The organism is Flavisolibacter ginsengisoli DSM 18119 (assembly GCF_900129295.1).
GTDB classification, from domain to species: Bacteria; Bacteroidota; Bacteroidia; order Chitinophagales; family Chitinophagaceae; genus Flavisolibacter; species Flavisolibacter ginsengisoli.
Genome location: NZ_FQUU01000005.1, coordinates 116,495 through 140,989, shown reverse-complemented (window position 1 = coordinate 140,989; position 24,495 = coordinate 116,495). Strand labels below are relative to the sequence as shown.

At 40.7% G+C, this 24,495-nt stretch carries 26 protein-coding genes; 22 read left to right on the top strand and 4 right to left on the bottom strand.

Annotated elements, in window-relative coordinates; all coding sequences use genetic code 11:
- The first annotated feature begins 62 nt into the window (after nt 1-62).
- The 4 genes from BUA53_RS07920 to BUA53_RS07905 all read left to right on the top strand — a co-directional run bounded on the left by BUA53_RS07920 (nt 63) and on the right by BUA53_RS07905 (nt 4,414).
- A complete protein-coding gene (locus BUA53_RS07920; protein WP_072834822.1) occupies nt 63-407 on the top strand; it encodes a phage holin family protein in 345 nt (114 codons plus the stop codon).
- A gap of 15 nt (nt 408-422) precedes the next feature.
- Nucleotides 423-2,405 (top strand): alpha-ketoacid dehydrogenase subunit alpha/beta, encoded by a 1,983-nt coding sequence (locus BUA53_RS07915; protein ID WP_072834821.1) that lies wholly within the window; start codon nt 423-425, stop codon nt 2,403-2,405.
- A 168-nt stretch (nt 2,406-2,573) separates the two neighbouring features.
- Nucleotides 2,574-3,182, top strand: coding sequence for a transposase (locus BUA53_RS07910; protein WP_072834820.1), 609 nt, complete (start codon nt 2,574-2,576; stop codon nt 3,180-3,182).
- Between the two features lie 545 nt (nt 3,183-3,727).
- Complete coding sequence (locus tag BUA53_RS07905) at nt 3,728-4,414, top strand: hypothetical protein (RefSeq protein WP_072834819.1); 687 nt, start codon at nt 3,728-3,730, stop codon at nt 4,412-4,414.
- A gap of 11 nt (nt 4,415-4,425) precedes the next feature.
- On the opposite strand, the gene BUA53_RS07900 is transcribed toward BUA53_RS07905, so the two are convergent.
- Nucleotides 4,426-5,409, bottom strand: coding sequence for a GlxA family transcriptional regulator (locus BUA53_RS07900; RefSeq protein ID WP_072834818.1), 984 nt, complete (start codon nt 5,407-5,409; stop codon nt 4,426-4,428).
- A gap of 141 nt (nt 5,410-5,550) precedes the next feature.
- Between BUA53_RS07900 and BUA53_RS07895 the strand changes: the two genes are divergently transcribed.
- On the top strand, nt 5,551-6,024 hold the full coding sequence (locus BUA53_RS07895; RefSeq protein WP_072834817.1) for an SRPBCC family protein: 474 nt from the start codon (nt 5,551-5,553) through the stop codon (nt 6,022-6,024).
- A 10-nt stretch (nt 6,025-6,034) separates the two neighbouring features.
- Nucleotides 6,035-6,412, top strand: a complete 378-nt coding sequence (locus tag BUA53_RS07890) for a SnoaL-like domain-containing protein (RefSeq protein WP_072834816.1) — start codon at nt 6,035-6,037, stop codon at nt 6,410-6,412.
- A gap of 191 nt (nt 6,413-6,603) precedes the next feature.
- Here the strand turns inward: BUA53_RS07890 and BUA53_RS07885 are convergent, their stop codons facing one another.
- Together BUA53_RS07885 and BUA53_RS07880 are read right to left on the bottom strand one after the other, a co-directional pair.
- On the bottom strand, nt 6,604-7,419 hold the full coding sequence (locus BUA53_RS07885) for a T9SS type A sorting domain-containing protein (RefSeq protein ID WP_072834815.1): 816 nt from the start codon (nt 7,417-7,419) through the stop codon (nt 6,604-6,606).
- Nucleotides 7,420-7,450: 31 nt separating this feature from the next.
- Nucleotides 7,451-8,008 carry an Hcp family type VI secretion system effector gene (locus BUA53_RS07880; protein WP_175546037.1) on the bottom strand — a complete coding sequence of 186 codons (558 nt, stop codon included), beginning with the start codon at nt 8,006-8,008 and terminating at the stop codon, nt 7,451-7,453.
- A 456-nt stretch (nt 8,009-8,464) separates the two neighbouring features.
- On the opposite strand from BUA53_RS07880, the gene BUA53_RS07875 reads away from it, so the two are divergent.
- From BUA53_RS07875 to BUA53_RS07835, 9 genes are all read left to right on the top strand, one after another.
- Nucleotides 8,465-9,280 carry a polysaccharide deacetylase family protein gene (locus tag BUA53_RS07875; RefSeq protein WP_072834813.1) on the top strand — a complete coding sequence of 272 codons (816 nt, stop codon included), beginning with the start codon at nt 8,465-8,467 and terminating at the stop codon, nt 9,278-9,280.
- A 170-nt stretch (nt 9,281-9,450) separates the two neighbouring features.
- On the top strand, nt 9,451-10,368 hold the full coding sequence (locus tag BUA53_RS07870; RefSeq protein WP_072834812.1) for a DUF5655 domain-containing protein: 918 nt from the start codon (nt 9,451-9,453) through the stop codon (nt 10,366-10,368).
- 336 nt (nt 10,369-10,704) lie between these two features.
- On the top strand, nt 10,705-11,451 hold the full coding sequence (locus BUA53_RS07865; RefSeq protein WP_084079895.1) for a tetratricopeptide repeat protein: 747 nt from the start codon (nt 10,705-10,707) through the stop codon (nt 11,449-11,451).
- Nucleotides 11,452-11,701: 250 nt separating this feature from the next.
- Nucleotides 11,702-12,154, top strand: a complete 453-nt coding sequence (locus BUA53_RS07860) for a hypothetical protein (RefSeq protein WP_139256376.1) — start codon at nt 11,702-11,704, stop codon at nt 12,152-12,154.
- A gap of 64 nt (nt 12,155-12,218) precedes the next feature.
- Entirely contained in the window at nt 12,219-12,698 is a 480-nt protein-coding gene (locus tag BUA53_RS07855; RefSeq protein ID WP_072834810.1) for a DUF1572 domain-containing protein, read from the top strand.
- Between the two features lie 171 nt (nt 12,699-12,869).
- Nucleotides 12,870-13,355 (top strand): hypothetical protein, encoded by a 486-nt coding sequence (locus BUA53_RS07850; protein WP_139256375.1) that lies wholly within the window; start codon nt 12,870-12,872, stop codon nt 13,353-13,355.
- A 5-nt stretch (nt 13,356-13,360) separates the two neighbouring features.
- Nucleotides 13,361-13,621, top strand: coding sequence for a hypothetical protein (locus BUA53_RS07845; RefSeq protein ID WP_072834808.1), 261 nt, complete (start codon nt 13,361-13,363; stop codon nt 13,619-13,621).
- A 145-nt stretch (nt 13,622-13,766) separates the two neighbouring features.
- Entirely contained in the window at nt 13,767-14,306 is a 540-nt protein-coding gene (locus tag BUA53_RS07840; protein ID WP_072834807.1) for a dihydrofolate reductase family protein, read from the top strand.
- A gap of 56 nt (nt 14,307-14,362) precedes the next feature.
- On the top strand, nt 14,363-15,013 hold the full coding sequence (locus tag BUA53_RS07835; protein ID WP_072834806.1) for a hypothetical protein: 651 nt from the start codon (nt 14,363-14,365) through the stop codon (nt 15,011-15,013).
- 739 nt (nt 15,014-15,752) lie between these two features.
- Here BUA53_RS07835 and BUA53_RS07830 read toward each other — a convergent pair.
- Nucleotides 15,753-17,111, bottom strand: coding sequence for a phosphatase PAP2 family protein (locus BUA53_RS07830; protein ID WP_072834805.1), 1,359 nt, complete (start codon nt 17,109-17,111; stop codon nt 15,753-15,755).
- A gap of 212 nt (nt 17,112-17,323) precedes the next feature.
- On the opposite strand from BUA53_RS07830, the gene BUA53_RS07825 reads away from it, so the two are divergent.
- The 7 genes from BUA53_RS07825 to BUA53_RS07795 all read left to right on the top strand — a co-directional run bounded on the left by BUA53_RS07825 (nt 17,324) and on the right by BUA53_RS07795 (nt 24,209).
- Nucleotides 17,324-18,379: a sensor histidine kinase gene (locus BUA53_RS07825; protein ID WP_072834804.1), complete on the top strand. Its 1,056-nt coding sequence runs from the start codon at nt 17,324-17,326 to the stop codon at nt 18,377-18,379.
- The gene (locus tag BUA53_RS07820; protein ID WP_072834803.1) at nt 18,372-19,061 is read left to right on the top strand and encodes a LytR/AlgR family response regulator transcription factor; all 690 of its coding nucleotides are present in this window, start codon (nt 18,372-18,374) and stop codon (nt 19,059-19,061) included. Before BUA53_RS07825 ends, BUA53_RS07820 begins: the two co-directional genes overlap by 8 nt.
- 130 nt (nt 19,062-19,191) lie before the next feature.
- Nucleotides 19,192-20,409: an IS4 family transposase gene (locus BUA53_RS07815; RefSeq protein ID WP_072834802.1), complete on the top strand. Its 1,218-nt coding sequence runs from the start codon at nt 19,192-19,194 to the stop codon at nt 20,407-20,409.
- A 354-nt stretch (nt 20,410-20,763) separates the two neighbouring features.
- Nucleotides 20,764-22,485, top strand: a complete 1,722-nt coding sequence (locus tag BUA53_RS07810; RefSeq protein WP_139256374.1) for a gluzincin family metallopeptidase — start codon at nt 20,764-20,766, stop codon at nt 22,483-22,485.
- Nucleotides 22,486-22,833: 348 nt separating this feature from the next.
- Nucleotides 22,834-23,262 carry a hypothetical protein gene (locus tag BUA53_RS07805; RefSeq protein ID WP_139256373.1) on the top strand — a complete coding sequence of 143 codons (429 nt, stop codon included), beginning with the start codon at nt 22,834-22,836 and terminating at the stop codon, nt 23,260-23,262.
- 34 nt (nt 23,263-23,296) lie between these two features.
- Entirely contained in the window at nt 23,297-23,656 is a 360-nt protein-coding gene (locus tag BUA53_RS07800; protein ID WP_072834800.1) for a hypothetical protein, read from the top strand.
- A 160-nt stretch (nt 23,657-23,816) separates the two neighbouring features.
- Nucleotides 23,817-24,209, top strand: a complete 393-nt coding sequence (locus tag BUA53_RS07795) for a hypothetical protein (RefSeq protein WP_072834799.1) — start codon at nt 23,817-23,819, stop codon at nt 24,207-24,209.
- Nucleotides 24,210-24,495 lie beyond the last annotated feature (286 nt).

Below are 24,495 nucleotides of genomic sequence, written 5' to 3'. Positions count from 1 at the left end.
CACCTAAGAAACTACACACTACAAACTACAAACTGTTCTATTTTTGAGAAAAATGAACTCTTATGGGTTTTATCATTAAAGTACTGATCACAGCTGTAGCTGTTTACCTGGCCGCCTACCTCTTACCGGGCGTCAACATTACCGATGTAAAAACAACCATTATAGTAGCCTTGGTACTGGCTTTGCTCAACACATTTATTAAACCGATACTGGTCATACTTACCATACCTATCACACTTATTACCTTAGGGTTGTTCCTGCTGGTGATCAATGCACTCATGGTCAAATGGGCGGCAAGTCTTGTTTCAGGCTTCACGGTTGATGGCTGGTTTTCAGCATTGCTGGTTAGCCTGATCGTGACCGTGGTAAGCTATATCCTGAACGCCTTTGTTGGGGACAGGGACTAATAATAATATGTATTCATGAACTTTCACCGCAAAGGACTCACTAACGAAGAACTGCTGCATCTTTATAAGCAACTACTCTGGCCAAGGCTCATTGAAGAGAAGATGCTCGTGTTGCTTCGCCAGGGAAAGATCTCTAAATGGTTTAGTGGCATTGGCCAGGAAGCCATTGCCGTTGGCGCTACCATGGCTTTGGAAACTGATGAATGGATCATGCCCCTGCACCGCAACCTTGGGGTATTCACCGCCCGCAACATGCCGCTGCATAAATTGTTCAAACAATGGCAGGGTAGCAGCGATGGTTATTCAAAAGGGCGGGAAAGAAGCTTTCATTTTGGAAGTCGCGAGCACCATATCTGCGGCATGATCTCCCACCTTGGTCCTCAATTGGCTATTGCCGATGGCGTAGCACTTGCGGCAAAACTTAAAAAAGAGAACAAGGTATCCCTGGCCTTTACAGGAGATGGTGGCACCAGCGAAGGCGACTTCCATGAAGCATTGAATACGGCAGCTGTCTGGGACCTGCCCGTTATCTTCCTGATAGAGAATAATGGCTATGGTTTAAGTACACCCGTGCAGGAGCAATACCGATGCGCCAGTCTCGCCGACAGGGCTAAAGGTTATGGCATGGAATCGGTCATCATCGATGGCAACAATGTGCTCACAGTTTACGATACCATTAAAGGCGTGCGGGAATACTGCATCAAAAACCAGAAGCCTTATTTGATCGAATGCCTCACCTTCCGTATGCGCGGCCATGAAGAAGCCAGTGGCACCAAGTACGTTCCCAAAGAATTGTTCGAAGCATGGGAAGTGAAAGATCCTATTAAAAATTATGAGCAATGGCTGGTGAAAGAAAAGCTATTGACAGAAACTGAGGTGAGTTCTATCCGTGCTGATCAAAAAAAGACCATAGAAGAAGAACTGCAAAAAGGTTTTAATTCGCCTCCTATTGTTGTGTCCACTGACATTGAATTGAAAGATGTATATGCGCCCCGTGTATCAGCCATCAATCATCCTGCAACATTAGATACTACAAGGGAAATACGTTTGATAGATGCCATTAAAGAAGGACTGCAGCAATCCATGGAGCAGCATCCCAACCTTATTTTAATGGGACAAGATATAGCGGAATATGGCGGTGCCTTTAAGATCACTGAAGGCTTTGTGCAGCAGTTTGGAAAGGAGCGTGTACGCAACACACCCCTTTGTGAAAGCGCTATTGTTGGCGCTGCGTTAGGCTTGAGCCTCGAAGGCTTCAAGTCCATGATGGAAATGCAGTTTGCCGATTTTGCGGCTGTAGGCTTCAACCAAATCGTTAATAACCTGGCTAAGATCTACTACCGCTGGGGGCAAAACGCTGATGTGGTGATACGTATGCCTACAGGTGGCGGCGTAGGGGCTGGTCCTTTTCACAGCCAGAGCAATGAAGCCTGGTTTGTGCATACACCAGGACTAAAAGTAGTATATCCATCTACCCCATCCGATGCCAAAGGATTGCTCATAGCCGCCATCAATGATCCCAACCCGGTCATGTACTTCGAGCACAAAGGATTGTACCGCAGCATCAGCGGACCAGTACCCGAAGTATATTATGAAATAGAAATTGGCAAGGCCCGCCAGGTGCAAACCGGTGATGATCTATCTATCATCACTTATGGCGCAGGTGTTCACTGGGCGGAAGATTACGCTATGGAGAATACGCATGTATCTATAGACATCCTTGACCTCCGCAGTTTATTGCCACTTGATTACGATGCTATTGCCGCCTCTGTAAAACGCACGGGCAAAGTACTGATCCTACATGAAGACACCCTCACTGGTGGTATTGGAGGAGAGTTGGGCGCCTGGATCGCAGAGCATTGTTTCTCCTGGCTGGATGCACCTGTTATGCGTTGCGCCTCATTGGATACTGCAGTTCCATTTAATTTGGAATTGGAAAAGAATTTCCTGGCGAAGGCAAGACTGGAGAACAGTATTAACAAGCTTTTGAATTGGTGATCATTCAAAATGCCTCATATGTCAAACAATGAAACTAACCCATTCTTCGCACCTGCCTTTCCCGATGAGTCACCGCAGCAGTGGCTAACATCTTAGGTAATCCTGCGAGGGACTCATCGGAGAACCGTCACTTGCACTCTTTCTTCCAATTTACTATCTTATCACCCCATGGCTGTACACAAACCCGTAGCCAGACCAGGCATTTATTTTATAACGTTCACCTGTTACAAATGGCTACACTTGATTGGTAAAACAAATGCCTATGATGTAGTCTATTATTTCCTTTCTCATCTTAACCAAAAAGGCCACCAGGTAGTCGGTTATACTATTATGCCAAACCATGTGCACCTTTTATTATTCTTTGCAAGTGATAATAAGTCTTTAAATACAGTGATCGGCAATCTTAAGCGATTCATAGGTTACGAGATCATAAAAAATTTGCAGGCGCGAAATGAGAAGGAAACACTTGCTATTCTTACCCAGGGTGTAGTAGATGCTGAGCGTAAAAAAGGCAAACTTCATCAACTGTGGCAGGGCAGTTTTGATGTAAAAGAATGCAGAACAGAAAAATTCATCCTGCAAAAGCTAAATTACATGCATCAGAATCCATGTGTCGGGAGGTGGGGGTTATGTAAAAACACGTATGACTATGCTCATAGTTCTGCGGCTTTCTATGAAAAGGGAAACAGAAACAATAAATTGCTACGGGATTACCGGGAGTTTATGGGATTGCTGCTGGAACTGGAAGAAAGCGAGTGGGATAAACAAAACCGATGAGTCCCGCGGGAGAGATTGAGAAGGCATGCTTCTGCTGCGGTGACTCATCGGGAAAGAAAGTGCACTTCAAGGATGCTTTATCAGGAAAATTCCCGGGGTCTCCCCAAACACAATGCCTTGCAGGGAAGACCCCGGGCGGACAGTGAACTCATTTTAAGAGTACTGTATTTTGGGTGCTGCTTGTAGCGTTTTTAAGTATCGATATTTATTGTTTAATTCCTTTCTTCAAGCCCTGAAATCGCATCAAACCACTGACTTCCTTATTATAACTTCTTTCCTTTCCCGATGAGTCACCACAGTAGTGGCTAACACCGTATAAAATCCTGCGTGGGACTCATCGGAGATAATAACGTCCCTTTCCCTTTTTCTTCCTTTGCTATCTTATCAAAACCGATAAATCCCCAGGGAGAGATTCCGAAGGAAAACTACTGTTGCAGTAAATCATCGGGGAAGAGAAAGATCATTTAGTTCCATGGCACCTTTTATTTGAATCCTTTAAAACTTATAATAAATTAGAGAACTTACATTCTTTTGAATTTCTACCCATGAAGAAATATTTATACAGTGTATTCGTATTTTCCTTTTTTCTCTTTGTCATCCCTTACCTGCTGCATAGCTTAGCTAATGAAGAGCCTGTGCTGGTAGAAACTGCTAATTTTTTAAATACTTATAACTCGGTAATTAATTATGTTTCTATTGCACTTGGTACATCATCAGGCCTTTTCTTATCCTTACTCCTTTTTAAAGAAAGAAAAACCGCAGCAATAATTGAAAAAGCAGTAAAAAGAGATGCTGCATGGGATTTATATTATTTAAAGAACAGAGCCCGCCTTGCATTTTATCAATTTTATGATGCTCTTATAGAAAGAGATTTCTCTGTAGTTCCCAATTTTCTTACCCAATCTTTTTACAAAGAATTCTTCCAGGAAAATCTTGTCCCTGGTGTAACCAATTATGAGGTTGTTAACCCTATTGAAATAACGGATACTCATATTATTGGAGTAGAAGACAAACTAGATAACACATGTGATAGTTATACTGCCTACATCTCGGGATATATCATCTGTCCCAGGGACCATTCATCAATATCAAATGAGTTAATAGTTGATAAATCCAGTTTTAAAGTGATCTGTTCTTTTTTGCGTGAAAAGGACGAATGGAAACTAAATGATATCAATGATAAAGTGAACTTATTGAAGCTTCTTAAACAAAAACTGGTTTATGAAGAATAGATCGAACAACATCAAACCACCGCCTCTTTATTATACCGCCTTCTGTATTCCAATGGAGACATCCCCGTAACTTTTCTAAACACTTCGCGAAATGCTTTCACATCAGCATAGCCCACTTCATACATCACCTCGTTGATGGTCTTCCGGCTGGTCTCCAATGCTTTCTTTGCGGATTCTATTTTCACCCTTTGTAAATATTCCACCGGCGTATTACCTGTAGCCTTGATAAACCTGCGGTCAAAATTGCGCCGGCCCACAGCAAACCTGGCTGACAAATGCTCTACGGATATCTTTTCCTGCATATTGGTTTCAATATACGCCTGCGCCTCTTTCACCATTTCATCCCCATGCTGCTTCTGCCCGGTAAATATGGTAAATGCCGACTGGCTTTCCCGGTCCATTTCAATCTGGAATACCTTGGAACAATAGATCGCTGTCTGCCTGTCAAAATATTTCTCTACCAGGTAGATCACCAGGTTCAGGAAAGAGTAGGCGCCGCCGTTAGTATAGATCCCGTTTTCATCCGTGATCAGCCTGTCAGCCTGCAGATCCACCTTGGGAAACAGTATTCTGAAAGTATCGGCAGCCGCCCAGTGCGTGGAACAGGTCCTTCCATCCAGTAAGCCTGAAGATGCCAGCAAAAAAGCACCCGTACAAATGCTGGCAATCTCTGCACCATTTTTATACTGTTGCTCTATCCATTCAATGAGTTGGCCATTTGCCTTAACAGCCTGTTCGTAATTATGATTTAAGGAAGGAATGATGATAAGATCTGTTTTGGATATATCCTGGATCTCTTTATTTGGCGTTACAGTAAACAGGCCGTTATAGAAGTCAACCTTGTTGGATATGCCCGCCAGGTCAATGGTAAACAGCTCATTCCTGCCCGATTGTTTCCAGTAAGCATTAGCTCTCGAAAATATCTTGTACGCCCCCACAATGCTACTTAGATTGTTGCCATCCCCATCAGGAACAACAATGGTCAAATGTTTCATACTCCCTGTTTTCAATGTTTAAAGGTAACCATCCTCTTTGTCCGGATCAACCCATGAGAAAGTCCATTTAACACCCCGTAGTACCCATATTTAGACAATAGCTTTGTTGTCTTCCTTTTTCTTCACTTAAATAATAATGAAATGAATACACCCGATTTAAGTTTTACACTGCTGGTTGACCAATCGCCCGAGGTAGCTTTTAATGCTATCAGGAACGTTCGCGGATGGTGGTCTGAAAACATTGAAGGCAACACCGGGCAATTAAATGATGAATTCATTTACCGCTACAAAGACATGCACTATTCCAAACAAAGATTAGTGGAACTGGTCCCCAACCAAAAGATCGTTTGGCTGGTAACAGAGAGCCAGTTATATTTTTTGCAGCACAAGGAAGAGTGGACGGGCACCCGGATCAGTTTTGAAATTACCAGGCAGGGTGATAAAACCCAGGTACTATTCACACATATCGGGCTGGTTCCCGGTGTGGAATGTTACAGTGCCTGCCAGAAAGGATGGAGCCAGTATGTGCAGCAAAGCCTGTTAAGCCTTATAACCACAGGCACAGGAGCGCCGGATAAAAAGATAAATGAGAAGGCTGAAGCCATCAATAATTAAATCAATCAAAATGGAAAACGATACAGCAACAATGACCACACAGGAAGTTGCAGCAAGATTCAATGAGCTGGCCAGCCAGGAAAAATGGTTCGAGATACAGGACGAGTTATTTGCCGATCATGTGAGGAGCATAGAGCCCTCCACAGCAAAATACCTTCACAATGCGGAAGGAAAGGCGGCCGTTCGAAAAAAAGGAGAGGACTGGGTGAAACTGATCGAAGCTTTTCATGGCGGTCACACCACTGAGCCAGTAATAGGTGGTAATTTTTTTGCAGTTGGACGGGTAGCAGATATCACAGTGAAAGGCATTGGCAGAATGAAAATGGACCAGGTCATGCTCTATGAAGTGCAGGACGGACAGATCGTTTTGGAGCAGTTCTTTTATTGATTAGGTCCATTCTTTCTCCGCGGTGTTTCATTTCCCTCACAGGAAAATTGACTCGCGGATTTTATTTTCCACCTTGATACGTTTTTAAGTTTTGTCATCAGCGTTGCAATAAAAAAAGGCCGGGAGCTTCACACATTAGCGGAGTCCCCGGCCTTATTATCTTTCGGTTCTCTTAATCAAGGAATACCCAATCAATACCGGTCCACTTTTATGAACTTTGAAACGCCATAAGTTTGATCAGCGACATTCAACTGCATGGAATAATTTCCTTGTATCAACCTGCTGATACTGATATTTTGCAAATTCATGCCCTCCTGCACTACTATGCTTTGTTGCCCAACCAATCGGCCTGCCGCATCATGAATCCTGATCATACCTGTGCCCTGCTCCTTTGACAGGAAATTGACAGAAACCTGAGATAGGGCCGGGTTAGGGTAGACAAAGAACGAATGATTGTCATAACCCTTGACTTCAGCTATGTTGGAATAAAGGTATTTTCCAGTTCTCAGCACTAGCCGCAAACGGTAATAAGAGATATTATCGTAGTCATTATTATCCGGCAATCGATAAGTATCGCTAAATCCGGAAATGCTGTTAGCCCATACATTATTGATCACTTCAAAATGCATGCTATCTGACAGTGATCGTTCCACAATAAATTCTTCATTGTTGATGCCATTGGTAGCTTTCCATTGCAATCCCACCAGGGCCGTATTGCGGCGTTCACCAGTTAAATGAAGTGTAGGCGAAGGTTCTCTCAATAAAGTACACTGTTCTCTCAGCATTTGCATTTGACCCTCCAGGTCTAAACCTGCGGGTTTTGGTTTACTGATGGCAGGAATGGAAGCCACCTTTATTTTGCTGGCTGCAGAAACAATGATAGAAGGAGGCTGTTTCAGGGCATATTTAAAATGCCCGGCACCATTCTTCACCAGGGTAAGCTGTGCCCACAAAGGAGAACTGCCAAGCAAAACCATGATCACACCAAAAATTTTATACGCTTTCATGTTCTCAATTTTTTAATGTTCATGAATGTTCTCAGTAGTAATTAAAAGCTTTAGCTCCTACAAAATCCCATCCCCCTTTAGAGACCTCTCCAGGTCCTACTGTATTGGGATCCTGCATGGTATATTGCCAGGCAATCCTTGAAAAAGCAAGGCTCACTGAAACGATAGGTCTTTCGCTGGAACCACTTTCCTGGACTGAGACTATATTAATGTTTTCGAGGTGTATTCTATAGTAAACAAAAGGTGTAGCACCCGAAGTGATAAAAGTTACATCTGCACTTGGAATGATCTTTCCGGAAGTGATAGCGTTTTTTAATTGCACGTTTGACTTATCCAGGGATATCATAAAATTCAACTCACTAGCAATTGCCTTGCAGGTAGAAGTTTTGGTGCTTCCACTGGATACCTGGTTACAACTGCTTATCCCATTGGAATAAGAAAAAACATCGATCTCATTTGCATGCCCTGCCTTCAAAGACTCCCCTTGAATATTATCTATTCGGAGAAGAACGTCTGTTGATTGTCCAGAGCTTTGAAAACAAAACAATAGAGGTGCACTGAATAATGCTAGGTAAATGATCCTTTTCATAAACATGTAGTATTTGTTGATTAGAAAATAAAAAACACTTTACAGCTTTAAACATAGAGAGGCTCCCCACCAATCATTTCTCGCATGAAAGAGGCCAAAACGACATTACCTTAACCAGGCAATTAATTTTTAATGGATCAAAAACAGTGATAACAGGGATTGGAAATGAAAAGACACTAGCATTATTAATGAACACGAAAGAGTTGGATCAAATAGAAAGGTTGTCAGAGAGTAATAGGTAGCTTATAATTTATCAGGAAAAAACTTGCTTGTATAAATCTACACTTAATTTTTTCACATCTCCAACTAATTTATTTCTGAAGCATAATGATTATTGATCATTTCATCTACTATTAAGTTCATTATTAATTAGAAGATTACATGCCTTTGAAATGATTATGCAATGCCTGGAGGAAATTATCGTAAATTATATGTATAACAAGTTAACACTTCCAAATGCACCTCAAGCTTTTGACCGGTCTATTACTTGCTTCTTTCCTTTCTCTGTCAACATCCGCGCAAACAAAAAAGACAAACAATGCTCATAAAGCAATCATCTGCCTTACCTATGATGATGGCCTGGAATCACAGCTTACAACCGGCATCCCGCAGTTGGACAGCCTGGGCCTAAAAGCTACATTCTTCCTCAATGCCATCCAGGGATCTTCACCATCTGACGTCATAGGACAAACGCCTGAAGCTGTTTTGGGCTGGACCAATGCAGCAAAGCATGGGCATGAACTGGGCAACCATACTTTGTTTCATCCCTGTCCCAAAAACCTGGGTTGGGATAGCACTGTTTCCATTGAAAATTATACCATAGACAGGATCTTAAAGGAGATCAGCACACAAAACGCACTCCTTACCCTACTCGATCCAAAAAGAAAAAAACGCTCCTTCGCTTTTCCCTGCAACAACAATTTGATCCAGGGCCACGATTATGTAAAGCTGGTTCATGACAAAGGCTTAATCAGATTTGCCAGGGGAGGTGGTGACAGCAATAGTGTAATTACAGATTTCAAACACCTGGATCCATTGAATGTACCTTCCTGGCATGTATGGACAGGAACAACCCTCGATCAATTGATCTCTTTCGCGGAAAAAGTCAAAAAGAGTCATGGCATGGGTGTGTACCAGTTTCATGGTGTTGGCAGCCAAATTTTTAAGATCTCCAGCGAAACGCACAGAACATTCCTGGAATATTTAAAGGCACATCCCGAAGAGTATTGGGTAACTACTTTCTCTGAGGCCATGCAGTTTGTTACTAAATAATAGTCCTTTTTTGTTCATTTTTATAAAACTGCGTTGATACATGCTTGTTTTATATTATTAATGTTTAATTTGTTAGCTATACCTCGAGTTCGCGAGCAAATTCAATATGTACCACAAAAGATTCGCAAATATTCGCATTACAAGCAACCTTTTGACAACTAACTATCCCAATGGCACTATTTGACATAAACGACAAAGGAAAACTAACTTTAATTAAAGAAGCGGACTTTAAATTAGAAAGAGAAATTCAAAAGCTCATTGAAGACAATCTAAAACTCGTTTTTGGGTTCGAATATGTCCGTTCAGAATTTGGTATCAACAATTTTAGAATTGATACATTAGGTTTTGACAAAGATCAGAAGTCATTCGTTATAATTGAATACAAAAGGGACAAAAATTTCAGTGTCATTGACCAAGGCTATGCCTATTTATCGTTAATGCTAAATAACAAAGCAGACTTCATTCTGGAATACAATGAAAATTGTTTAGACACTCTAAAAAGAGATGATGTAGATTGGAGCCAATCGAAGGTCATTTTCATTTCGCCGTCTTTTACTTCTTATCAACGCGAAGCGATAAACTTCAAAGATCTTCCCATCGAACTGTGGGAGATAAAACGGTTCAATAATTATACAGTTAACATAATAAAAATTCAAACAGCTGGCGCTAAGGAAAGCGTTAAGACAATATCCAGACAAGATGAAACAATTGAAACAGTCAGTAGAGAGATAAAAGTTTACACCGAACAAGAACATCTTGACGTTGCAACTGATGAGACTAAGGAGCTTTATGAGAAAGTAAAACTCTCTATACTTAATCTTGATAATTTGGAAGTAAAGCCAAAGAAAAAATATGTTGCATTTGTGGCAAGTTCAAATGTAGTCGATATTCATATCCAGCGTAACGGGTTGAAACTTTGGCTTAATCTATCAAAAAACACCTTAGATGACCCAAAGAATATCGCAAGAGACGTCAGTGAAATTGGACATTGGGGAAATGGCGATTACGAAATATCATTAAAGACGGACGAAGACATTGAGTACATAATGAGTTTAATAAAGCAATCGCTGAAGCGCAATAAAAAGTAGGTATTTATAGAAAGTTATCAGCCAGCATATAACAAAAGGTTGCAAATGCCTTTCCCGATGAGTCACCGCAGCAGTAACTAACAGTTTAAGATATCCATCGCGGGACTCATCGGAGGTAATCACGTCATTTGCACTCATTCTAGCATTTTATTATCTTTTCACCTTTGACAGTTACAATATCCCCTATGCAAAAGACAATTGCAATAATAATTCTCGCACTTATCTCAAACTCTGTATTTGGCCAGGCAAACTATGAGACGTTCAAAAAATTATTCAAAGCCAATGACACAGCCAAAATAAGGACTTTACTAACCGAATGGGAAAGAGCGAATCCCAATGATCTTGAACTGTATACTTCTGCACAATTATTATTTCTCTATTTCAAAGCAGGAAGAGGTTTCCCTTGATAAACAACAAAGAAGCGAAGAGAGTTATCAGTTAACCGATAGCACAGGAAAAGTCGCGGGCTATATAAATTCAAATATTGGCTATGACAATAACAAATTGAATGAAGCCATAAAATATGCCAACAAAGGCATAGACAAATTTCCTAACAGGTTAGACATCAGGTTTGGCAAGTGCTATTTGCTTCAGCAAATTGGCGACTTTGAAAATTTCACAAAAGAAATAATTAAAACTGTGGAGTATTCTCAAACAAACAAAAACAATTGGCTGTGGACAGAGAACATAAAACAGGAAAATGGTACGGCTTTCTTTTTAGAAACCATTCAATCATATCTGAAAGAACTTTACGACACAGAGGACGACAACTTACTACCAAATATGATCGAAATAGGAGAAACAACTTTAAAATATTACCCAAACGAAGTTGAGATATTATCAACTACATCTGTAGCATTGATGTTGACAAAGCAGTATGATAAGGCTATTCAATATTTAAAACATGCTGAACAACTAGACCCAAAGGATTTCATTGTATTAAATAATATTGCGCAAGGGTATAAACTTAAAGGCGACAAAATCAATGCAATAAAATATTATGAGTTGGCTGCCAAATATGGGGACGAACAAGTGAAAAGACAGGCAAGAGAAAATATTGAAAAACTTAAAAAAGTAAATTAAACGGTTGGCAAGCTCTTTCTTTGAGAGTCGCATTTTCCTCAATTCAGATTTCCGCCCGGCGTCTCTCCTATATCTTTTGTGCGAAAGCCAGAGAGACCCCGGGGTTAAATTTGAGCACGATCTGGAAAATTCCCGGGATCTCCCTACACAAACCCAGGCAGGAAGACCCCCGGGTGGCCCATAAGAATTATAATATCAAGATTATAATATGAACCTCATTCCATATGAGAACTATTACCTAACAACCAAATTGACACCTCATCAGGTTGTTTCACTGTTGCAAAACAATATTATCCCCCGAAGCCGGGACATATTTCGTAGTAATACAAACACAACAAGGCCCTATGAAGGATATATCGTCCATAACACATTCGAAGTTTCAAGAATAATACAGTATCGCAATTCTTTTCTGCCAATTATTAAAGGACAGGTTTATAGGGAAAATGAAGGAAGTCGCATCCATGTAAAAATGAAATTGCATTCTGTTGTTGCAGGTTTCATGCTGGTTTGGATGAGCGGAGTTACTTTAGCATTAATAGCGGTCTTCATCAAGATGCTTGTCCACAAAAAGTTCGAACCTGCGATTTTCTTTGTGTTACTTATGCTTCTCTTTGGTTATGGGCTAACTTTAGGAGGTTTTAAATATGAGAGTAATAAGTCAAAAATGTTTTTAGCCCAATTGCTGGAAGCTAATTGTATTTAATGGCTTCCTGGGGATACTGAAGCAAAGTTCATCATTAACAAGGAAAATCAATCATTACAGAACCATGCCGAACAGAAATACCACCCTTGCTTCCCGCCTACGCGAAGTGCTCCTCGATGGTCACTGGATCGCCAATACCAATTATAAGGAGCAATTACAAAGCATCAATTGGAAACAAGCCATTCAAAAAGTTGACAATTTGAATACCATTGCAGCACTCACCTTCCACATCAACTATTATATGGAGGGACTGCTGAACGTTTTCAATGGCGGCAAACTTGAGATCAGTGATAAGTACAGTTTTGACCTTCCGGAAATTAAAACAGAGCAGGACTGGAACCATCTAGTCAGTACCTTTCTCCGCAATGCAGAAACCTTCGCCAGTAAAGTGGCACAGATGGAAGATGCCATCTTTGATCAACCCTTTGTAGATGAAAAATATGGAAGCTACTTACGCAATATAGAAGGCGTTATTGAACACAGTTATTACCATTTAGGCCAGGTATCCATAATACGGAAGATGATCACGCAACACCAGTTATAAGCATCTACTATTATAAATGATTATTTTGTTGGAGAATATTGATTTGTTGTAATACTTTAATAAGTACTACAAAATATTCGCAAGTATGTGCGCAAGCGTATGCAGACAGTCCTAAGTACGATAATTATAAGCGTGTTTCTCTGTTCTTGCCGGGACAGATACAATCGATATGTGCCCACCTATTTCGACGGTGAACAGTTTGTTGAGCGTCAAGACTCTTTGACACCGCAACATAAGGAAGGGATCAAAAAAGTATTTGCTTTTTACGGGGTGCCGTTTCGAACAGATAGCAATTCGGTATACTACCGGGGAACCATCGAAAAAGAGCTGCTTTTGAACTATTCGAAGAAAGCTATGGACAAAGACTGGCTGGCGACTCATATGTTCATACTGACACAAACGTCATGTGCCGGACATAGTCAGCAGCAAGCATTCAAGACTCTAGATTTTGGTACTTTTACAATTGTTGTTCCTGACTCTTGGCGGAAGTCAACTGCCCAAGGGATAGATTCCTATGTAAGCAACATCATCATTGATAGTTCGGACACCCTTAGCTTTGATTTAGGACATTTTTCTAACCCTTTATCTGAGCGTGACCCAATCATTTTTCAAGGGAAGACTTCAAGAATCGTGGATATTCCGACAGTACTGATCTGATACTGGTGGACGATTACAGACAGGCAAAGGAACTGGACCAGTATAAAAAGCAAAACTTACTCTGGGATTCTGTCGATGGTAGGGAAGCAAAAATTGTATATCCACGAAAGTCGGGAATAGGCATCACAGGAGTATATATCGATAGCCTGTGGACAACAAAGTTTGGAAAGGACCGATTTGAACTAAGTGGTGAAAACATGAAACCAGAGAACCAACGACTTTTTCTTCAGGCAATTAAAACAATAAAGTTCAAAAAAACCGAATAGTACTGCCCTAACAGTGGCTTTTTGCAATAGCGGAGATCGGGCAGAACACGGGACTTTCACCATCACTGCTTTAAATTGTCCCATTTTTACAAAGGGCAAACTGTTGTCCTAAAGAAATTTGCAGAATCAATAAAATTCAAAACAAATGCGAAAATTATCTCTTTTCATTGCAACAAGTTTAGACGGCTACATAGCAAAACCCGATGACGATCTTAGCTTCTTAAAACTCGTTGAAAAGGAATGCGAAGACTATGGTTATACCGAATTTACAAACACAATTGACACATTAATTATTGGCAGAAAAACCTATGATTATGTGCTTAAAGAAATCGGCGCATCTCATTATGACAACGGGCAGCGGGATGTGTATGTCATCACCAGAAATGAAAGACCGCAGGTTGGTAGAACGACTTTCTATACAGGAAACCTGGCCCAACTGGTTGAACGATTGAAGGCTGAAGAAGGAAAAAATATTTATTGTGATGGTGGTGCAGAAGTTATAAATGAACTATTAAAACACGACCTGGTAGACGAGTTTATAATTTCTATTATACCGGTTTTATTGGGTGATGGAATTAGGCTTTTTCAGGACGGAAGACCTGAGCAAACTCTTGAATTCATTACGGTAAAAACATTTGAAACAGGATTGACACAACTACACTATAAGCGAAAAAGTAAACAATGAACAGCCAAACAGGTATTGGCTCAATTAAATTAAACATCCGGCTATACTAAAGCTTTATGAGACAGTCCTTAATTCTCTTGACATTATTTGGCGTATTACTTTCATGTATTAATACTGGCAAGACTAATGTTTTAACCAACACAACTCTAAACCAGCATGGTGACACAACATCCACTAAAAACGAGCGACAAAATTTAATTAAAGAACTAAAGAGACTTCAAGCCGCTTTTGCATCTAATGAAAAAGGTAAAATTGCAGACCTATTTAGTTTCCCAATATCTAATGAGGCCTTTGGTATTTATATTGACGACAGCACCTTTAACGAACAACTTGACAAAAATGGTAGTAAGGTGACAAGGCCTATGTTCATCCGGTCTTATCCTGGCATTGCAGAAAGTTTGCAGATTAACCAATTAAACCAACTGTTTAAAAAGCTAAACCTTGACAACCTATTACAGAAGGATAGTTTAGAGTATGAAGCCATCATCAAAGTTGAACCATGTTATTATTTCTATGGAATTAACGTTGAAAATGATCTTGTAACACTAACAGTAGGGACAAATTCAAACAAAGACTACAAGAGCAAAAATATTTCAGAAGACGAGATCCCGGAGAATGACAGTTCAATTTGCGAACATGTACTATGGTGGAAATTCACATTCGACGGAAAGAAACTTTACTTCAAAGAGATTTCAGGTGCAGGATGACAAGTTGCAGCGCCTAGACGATCACCAAATGGTTTTTCTTTCATTAGAATACCTTTTCAAAAGAACTCTTCAAAAAGAATAAGTCATTGCGAGGCGCAGCACTGCCCTTGTGCACTGAGCGCCGTGGCAATTTCATACTATTGAACTAGATTTTCCAATAATGTCAATTCCTCGTAATGCGCTTTTGATTGAGTTAATCATTACTGTTAGAAAATCCCCCTTCAGCACGTGTTCGATATGCAGACTGTCTACTTTCCCCCTTTGCAAAGGGGGACTTCGGTCACTCCGCACATTGTAAGCTTGCCAGAGGGGGATTTTGTTCTATGGATAATGCGGTTATACGTCTTAGGATTGATACGACGAAGAAAAGAATAGTTCACACCGAATATTTTACTGACTGCAATTGACTACCCTTTGACCTTGTCATTCCGCCATAGGCGGAATCTGTGGTAAAAGCATAAGCAGCCTTAAACCATTTAAGACTCAACGACCTAAAACCAAAAAAAAGAAAACGTTTCTAATCTATGCATGCGTAATAGTTTCTATAAAGCATTGACGCCGCTTTAATGCAGTTCAAAGATCCTTCGTTCCTCAGGATGACAAAAAATCAGTGTTTAATGTTTTCAATCAATCCTAATTTCAAATGCACCCATAAATTTTATAAAAAAACGAGGACTGATTTATTCCTTCATCATCCAAGGAACTCGCTAACTATTTCAACAAATAAAACAACATGCTACTACTTCGCCTTAGCCACCCTTTGATTCTCCTTCAGTTGAAGCAAGGGCACAACATGATCAATACCATCAGCTTTTAATTTCTGTATCATAGCATTTGCCACTTTTCTACCCAATTCAAGGCCTACTTCATTATCTGTCCGGAAATGAATGCCTCCCTGGAAACGTGACTCCGCTGCATCTTTTGCCTTCTTCTGGAAATAAGCTTCCTCTGCCGGGAAGAAATAAGAATACAATGCTGCCTGCATGCCACTTATTACTGCATGACCGGAAGGATAGCCCGGGAAGGGAGGCGTAAATATCAAAACAGGATGGAATGTAGTATCATACTGATCCGGGCGGGTACCCCAATACGTATACTTGGCATCCCAGCAAGCCGTGAAAGCATCATACTGACCAATGGCTGTGATGGCATACAACCGGGCTGCCGCCGGGGGATCCAGGTTTAGGTTGTACTCAAAGATCTTTTTATTCAGTGCTTCAAACCAGAAGTCCTGGCTGGCCCAGTAAAAAGCGTTGGCTGTGGACCTGAAACCAGGCTTGAAAGCCTTCAGTTCCGCCATGTCCTTTGCATAATCAGGTGGAGGGCCCGGACGAAACTGGCTCGCGCTATCCAGTACAACCGTCTTACTCAAACCCGCCTGTGGCAGCATGGGCTTGCCCTTCCATATGCCCGCACCTCCAGGCCTCTTGCCATTCCAGGGGATCTTGCAGGTAAAGTCTTTGGTATGCTCTATTTCCTTTTCAGCAATACGCTTTCCCAGTTCAAAACCGGCATGTGTATCACTGGGCCAGGCAGTTCCTGCAGCAATACGTGAGGCCATGGCTTGCTCTGCCATATGGTTCACTGAATCTGCCAGTGAAGGAAAGAAATGAGCAATGATAGTAGCACCCACACCTGCTGCTACGGAGTATTCACAGGGATAGGAAGGACTTGAGGGCTTCACGGCAAATACTTTAACACGGTTATCAGCAACAAACGGGCGCGGACGCTGGTAAGCATACTTGGTATCCCATGCAGCTACAGTTGCATCATAGATTCCCGTTCCCACCAGCATGTTGGCCAACGCACCGTTGCCACTGGTATCGGTCATCCATAATTTATAGATCATCTCTTCCCAGCGAAAGCCAGGGGATCCTGCATTCCAGAACAATACCTGCTGCAGTACAGCGGAATCCATATTCCGTTGTGAGGAAAGCACCTGGGCTATCTCCTGCTTACTGGATACAGGTGGCGCCAACCGGTATTCTTTGCCAGATTGAACGAACCAGGTTTTCCAGTTGCCAGCATCGGCACTTTGTGCATGCACTATAATTGCGATCAGCCAAACAGAAGTGATGAGGAGAAGTATCTTTTTCATATAGCTAAATATTTGATACAAGAATAATCCATTGATGAATGCATTATAGCCTGGTGTCAATGAACAACAGCTCTACGTAAACAGACTACATGAATTAGTTGTTTGATTGACCCGTTGACTACAATGGCTCGTTCATATACACCAAGGGTTATTCTGCAGATGCTGTAAGCTTGCGAGAAAGTTTTGCCGATATTTATCATCTAATCAACTACATGAGTATATCGATAGATTTGAACCGCCTGAAGTTTTATATATGGGTGGGTGTAGCGTACTTCCTGTTGTGGCTGATCATCGATACCGCTAATTCTTCAGCATCTTTTCTCCCCATTTTTATAAACAGTGTCTGGCTGGCAATCTATTTAACCCTGCTCAATTTCACCTTCTTCGAATATGTGCTGCCCTGGTTAAGAAAGAAAAGAAGATACCTGCTTGTCACCATAATCCTCAGCATTGTGACTGTATGGATGCTATTAATGTTTTGCACCGTGGGCTTATTTGCCTGGAGGGGCATAGGCTTGTTACTGCGCCTATACACAGCATTGCAAAGTTTTTCATCTATGGAAAAAGGAATGACCTATTTCGCACCGCATGGCATCTTCTCTGTTTTCTTTTTTGGACTGGTCAGGCATGCCTATAACTACAGTAAACTCAAACAGGCTTCCCAACAACTGCTCATTGAAAAACAACAGGCCGAGTTGAATTATTTGAAATCGCAAACCAACCCGCACTTCCTTTTCAACACCCTCAACAATATCTACTCATTAGCAAGAGACAAATCTGACCTGGCACCGGAATCCATCCTGCGCCTGTCTAAACTGCTCCGGTTTATGCTGTACGAAACCAGTGGAGATTATATAGCCATCGAACAGGAATTACGAATCATCAATGATTACATAGCCCTGGAAAAACTGCGGTATGATGAATCATTGCGCATCAATTACAACTACGATGTGGAAGACATGAAACAGGCAGTGCCACCCCTGATCCTGGTACCACTGGTTGAAAACGCATTCAAGCACGGTGTATCTGAGACAAGAGGAATGCCTTTTGTTGATATTCATCTCAGCGTGAAACAAAGGCAGTTATCTTTTATAGTAAAGAATTCTACGGAAGCAACAACAGCAGAAAACGGCATCAAAGAAAATATTGGATTGTCCAACCTCAGGAGGCAACTGGAATTGCAGTATAAGGAATACCATCTCTCAGTTAAACACCAGGATTCCATGTTTATTGCTACCTTAAATATAAACCTGGGCAGCCATGTCTAAGATCAAATGCATCATTATTGAAGATGAGCCACTAGCCGTAAAAGTATTGACAGATTATATCAGCCAGGTGCCCTTCCTTGAACTCAATGGAAGCTTTAAAGATGCCATACTGGCCACTGATTATTTACGTGATCACCAGGCAGATCTGATTTTCCTTGATATCCACCTGCCTAAATTAAAAGGTATGGCATTTCTAAAAACGCTCACCCATCCACCTGCTATTATTATTACCACGGCCTATCATCAATATGCCGTGGAAGGATTTGAAATGAACGTGACTGATTATTTATTGAAGCCATTTGATTTTGAGCGCTTCCTGGTGGCGGTAACAAAAGTGAAAACAGCAAAGACTGCCATTCCTGGAAACGAAGAAGCAAGGGCAACAAAAGACCATCTTTTTCTGAATGTGCAAAAGAAAAAGGTAAAGGTCTTATTCCAGGATATCATCTATATAGAAAGCCAGCGTGAATACATAAAGATCGTCACTACCAAAGGCGAATACCTTTCTAAAATGAGCACACACGAGATCGAAGATCTGCTACCTCCAACCCAGTTTAAACGCATCCACCGTTCCTATATTATTTCCCTTAGCAAGATCGACTCTTACACCTCGGAAGAAGTGGAGGTCAGCGGGATATCTATTCCTATCGGGAGGGGATATAGGGAGGGGATGGATTGGTAGAAATAGTCGGGAGTCAGGAGCCTGTAGTCGGGAGCACTATTGTCCGGTAAAAATCAATAATTGGGTAAAAAAAGGAGGCGTGAAGCCTCCCTGAATTGGTATTTTTATTTTACCACAAACAAAACTACCAATGAATAAAGGTACTTTTTTTACCGGACAGCCGATCTTTTGCCAGGTGCTTTCCTTTCTTCCCAAGCAAGTGATATTAAGGATAGCGCATGAACATAAGGCCGATTATTATTGTAAGCGCTTCACTACATATGAGCACCTTGTAACTCTTCTTTACTCTGTATTTAATCAATGTAACTCTTTAAGGGAAGTAAGCACTGGCCTTTTAGCCTGGGAACAAAGGATTGGGCATTTGGGCATGAAGCATCATCCCCGCAGAAGCACTATCTCTGATGCCAACACCAGGCGCAAGGCAGAAGTCTTTGAATCGATTTACATGGAGTTACTACAGCGGTATGGGCATTTTTTATCGGACAGCAGGTCAGGTGAACACCCTAAGCACCTTTATATTTTTGATGCCACAACCATTACCTTATTCAAAGAGACCCTGCAGGGTGTGGGACTGCCAGATTTGAACGGGAGACGTAAGGGAGGCATTAAAGTGCATACCCTGTTAAGAAGCGACCAGGATGTACCTTGTATGATACGCTATAGTGCTGCCACGGCAAATGACACCCGGTTTTTGCGCGAAGTGCACCTGCCAAAAGGTTCTGTCATTGTCTTTGACAGGGGATATCCGAACTTTAGCAGCTACTTGCGCTTTAGCAATGAAGGGGTTACCTGGGTAACCCGCCTTCGCTCGGCAATGGTATATGAAGTGGTCAAAGAAAACCCACTTGATGAGCACCATAAGGCTGAAGGAGTGCTTTCAGATACCCGGATTGTGTTGGGGCATAATAATAAAAAAACAGCACTTAAGGTACCGGCTCGCCTGGTGCGATTTATCGATCCCAAAACAGGGAAGCTATTTGAGTTCATAACCAATAACATGCGGCTCTCCCCATTAAGTGTGGCTAATTACTATAAGAAACGCTGGCAGATCGAGCTTTTGTTCAAGCGCATCAAACAGAATTTCCCTTTAAAATACTTTTTAGGGGATAGCGAAAATGCAATCAAAATACAAATATGGGCAGTGCTTATTGCAGACCTCTTGCTTAAGATAATAAAGAAAGGTACCAAATGCAGAATGTCCTTCTCTAATCTGGCTTGTATGGTGAGATTACATTTAATGACCTACATGCATCTGAAAACGTTCCTGCTATCGCCTGAAAAAGAATTATTAAAACGCTGCAGGCTCATTATACCTCAAACTTATACACCGTCACTTTTTTCCCCATAGGCTTGGAAATAAAAAACCATTGAAATTATAGACCGAAACCCAGAAAAATCAACCATACTAAAGTGTAATTTGATTTTTACCGGACAGTAGTGAGTCGGGAGTCAGGAATCAGAGAAAAAGAACCACAGGAGCAGGGAGACAGGGCGGATCACAGAGGAATATTACCAACTTGTTTTATATTAATGTTTATTTTGTTGACGGGGAATGTCGTTTTATAAAGCAAATTCAATAGGTACTACAAAACATTCGCAAATATTCTCGTTGTGCGGCACTTCCTTTAACAAATCAACTAAATCCTGACCGGAAATTTGATCCTCATTACATAACTTATATTTATTATAGTATTCCCATAATATGAAAAAATCCATTTTACTAGTGCTGATTACTTCAATGTTTTACATGGCCATACATGGACAAGATACTATCCCACATGTAAAGGGACGTATCTTGATATCTGTTAGAAAAGGAACTATTGAATGTGACCTCACATTGTCAAATATGCCACAGCTCAGTGATTATTATTTGCGGTTGAATTCCGGCATGAATATTCGGTATATCAAAAATGCGGAACCAGGTATGCTACCACTTCGATACGAAAGATCCCAAGATGATACCTTATCTTCCGGTGAATCATTGGCCTATTATATTCCTTCCTACAATGAATCAGGAAAATATCTCCCGCATGCCGTGCATTTTAATTACGTTGGAATGTATCCAGTGATTACCGATACCACAAGTGCAGTAGACTGGAGAGGCAATATTGCCTTCAATGGCAAAACCTTACGGGCCGATGGAATTCAGAGTGCATGGTGCCCGATACTATATGATGTTAAAACGGACAGGAGTTATGAAAATGTAACATACGACCTTGATATAACCTGTCATGATTGCAACGTGATCTATGTAAATGGTAGTCAACCCGTTTCCGGCACTCATGCGAAGGTCAGAAGCAGCACTCCACAAGACCTTACCTTATTTTCGGGTGACTTTAAATCAGTTGCGATTAACGGCAACTATTTTCTAAATCCGGATGCCGACGAGCAACAACTTACTCAACTCGAAAATACACTTGATGCTTATCAAAAATACTTGGAAAACAAATTAGGCATTCCCTATAAGGGTAAAGCGGTATACATTCAAACCACGCCGGTATCCAAAAATAACTCGTGGATGTTTGCGTCCTATCCAACCATTGTTAGTGTGAGCTGGCATGAAGGCATGAAATCATTTGCAAACAAAAGCACAGGGACTGGCTTTCTGCAATATATGGCGCATGAACTGGCTCATTATTATTTTGGAAAGGTCCGTGCCTTCAATTCAGCAACACGTGGTATGATATCCGAAGGCTTTGCAGAGTTTCTGGCCATGCGCATTACCAAAAACTTTATCAGCAATAGCAAGTACAACGACGAGTTAAAATCAAAGGTTCGGGCAATGAACAATTTAACTCCTGTACCAATGCAAAAAATTCGATCAGAAGCTGATTACAGGAACAGGGAGTTGTACGTATATTATTATGCACCACTTGTTTTTTTAGCCATTGAAAAAGAGATTGGAGAGGAAAAGATGTGGACATGGCTAAAAGTGCTGCTGCTTTCTCCTGCGGTGAAAACCGACTATACATTTTTTGAGCAAACATTGAAGGAAGTGGTCAGTGACAAAGCGAAGTTTGACCTGGTGCGTGAAAAATACCTAGAGTCCAATCAAGCCTTTCAAAATGCTGTTTCGGCTCTCAGCATCCCCGCCGATGAGTTTTCAGCAGCTAACAACAACATACCGGTAACCAAAACGTATTACTATTATGTCATTTCCAGGCCAATGGCGGATATCGGCTCCTCTCAAAATAATATGATTGTACACACTGAGGTTGCGCAAATCACTTGCTTAACAACGGAATTTTTAGACAGAGTCAGAGCAACTGCTATAAAAGTTAAGCAAGCATGTAAAAATGCTACAGGATGTACAAATGATATCAATAGTTACAATTCAATAGAAGAAGCCCAGGCTGGGTTAAAACGTTTATTGGATCGATATAATAAGAATGGAAGGATGGTTGTAAAGGTTCTTAAACCTTAAAAAGGGCAAACCCCCATTCAATTTGTATTGAATTTCTTGAAAAAGCAGGATTAAGATAAAGCGAAACATTAATGAAAATACGCACAATATAGCGTTTGTAAATGAGTGGCTGAAGTACTAAATTGAACAACAAAACTTTAATCGGCAACAAAGCACAAGTGAAGCTGAAGAAACACAGACTTTTAGATTATTTCAACAACACTTATCTGGCAGCATTGGATAAACTAAAAGAGATTAAATTGGTCGCACTCATTGACATCTTATACTATGACTTTTCAGATTATTCGATCTAGTATCTTACTTGTTCTTTTAACCTTATCCACAAGGATATTTTGTCAGACTTTTACTTTGCCAAACGAGACCGTGATTTTTTCATTTGACACTTACAACGGAAAACAGGTGACATTAAATAAAGACTCGGCAAATAAATACATCATTTACAGATTCGGGACAAGAGACAAAATAGAATTTGAATTTCCTGACAAATCAAAAAGTAGTTGGAAAAGTTTTACATACTCATTCTACTTGCGTGGTGGCGGGACAAAAAATGAAGGGATGGATTTGAATTATATAGTATTTACGAACAAAGATTTTAAGTACGTTATTTATGACACTTATTTTGCTGTTGGAAATAAACAGAAAATCGGAATAAAAGTTATTAATCTGAAAACAGAAAAAACAACCAACATAAAGGGCAACAGGAAAACACGGAAGGGAACTTTGGTAGACTTTAGAGATAATAGTCTGTTAGAAATTGGAGACGAGCTGTTTGACTAATTACTGCTGCCAACAAATGCATTTGCGTTATGATATGAAAACATTACTAAAAGGCTGTTTTGGTATTTTACTTTTCTCCATGATGTCCTGTCATGATATGGGGAAAGCAAGGTTTATTGTTTATAACAAAAGCAACTCAAAAATTGACTCTTTATATTTCATGCCAAGTAACATCAAAACAAGGCATTTTCTGAGTCTTAAACCTGGAGAAGAGGTGCGGTATAAATTATCTATGGACGAACAGGGTACTGACGGAGCTTATGGAATTATGTTCAAACAGAGAGATAAACAAGTATCAAAAATATTTGGGTACTTCTCTAATGGCGCGTCATTGGAGAAATTTACCGTAGTAGAAATAATGGATGACACTTTACTCTTAAGACAGAAATATTGAGTGCACGAACCCACAAAATAGCCTTACTCCATTGCCGGTTTAAGAATAATATCCAGGCTTTTGTATTTCTATTTGACTTTATATCTTTAATCAAACGACAGAACAAGGAATGCCGGCATTTCGGCAAGCCTTGTCCGTTACATGCCAGCACATTTGACACATGCTTAAATTCCCAGAGGCAATATTCATCTTGTCATTTACTTTGAGTTCATGTTCTTTAATGAGCAACACAGGGACAAACACATTAATAAAGGAAAGTTCAAACAAGCGACATCACAAAAAAGCAATTTTATTTTTAAAGGAAGCTGGTGCGACTGTCACTGACTCATATCAAGTAACAGTTTGCGACAATGACCATACACTTGACAAAGGAGAAGTTGGAAATGCTTTTACGGTTGACACAGATCATGGCAAAACGTGGCTGGACTCATCATCTATAAATTTTACATGGTTATCATCTGACACTTTACAAATTGACTATGACAAAAAACTACGAACTTTTATACAAGAAAATATAGTTCAGGAGGTGACACTAATTTATAAAGCAAGATGACAAGTAATTTAAAGTTGATGTAAATCCATTGGCAAAAACCGACATGTCAAATTCAGTTTTGCGGCAGCAGGGCGAGGCAATGCGTCGTTCAACAGTACAAACCAGTTTGCAGAACTTGCAAAAGATGACCTTTTCCATTTTGACTTGCTCTTTACAGTTAGAAAATCCCCCTTTTGTACGCGTTCGATATGCAGACTGTCTACTTTCCCCCTTCAAAGGGGGACCTCGGTCACTCCGCACATTGTAAGATTGCCAAAGGGGGATTTTGTTCAACGGATAACGTCAT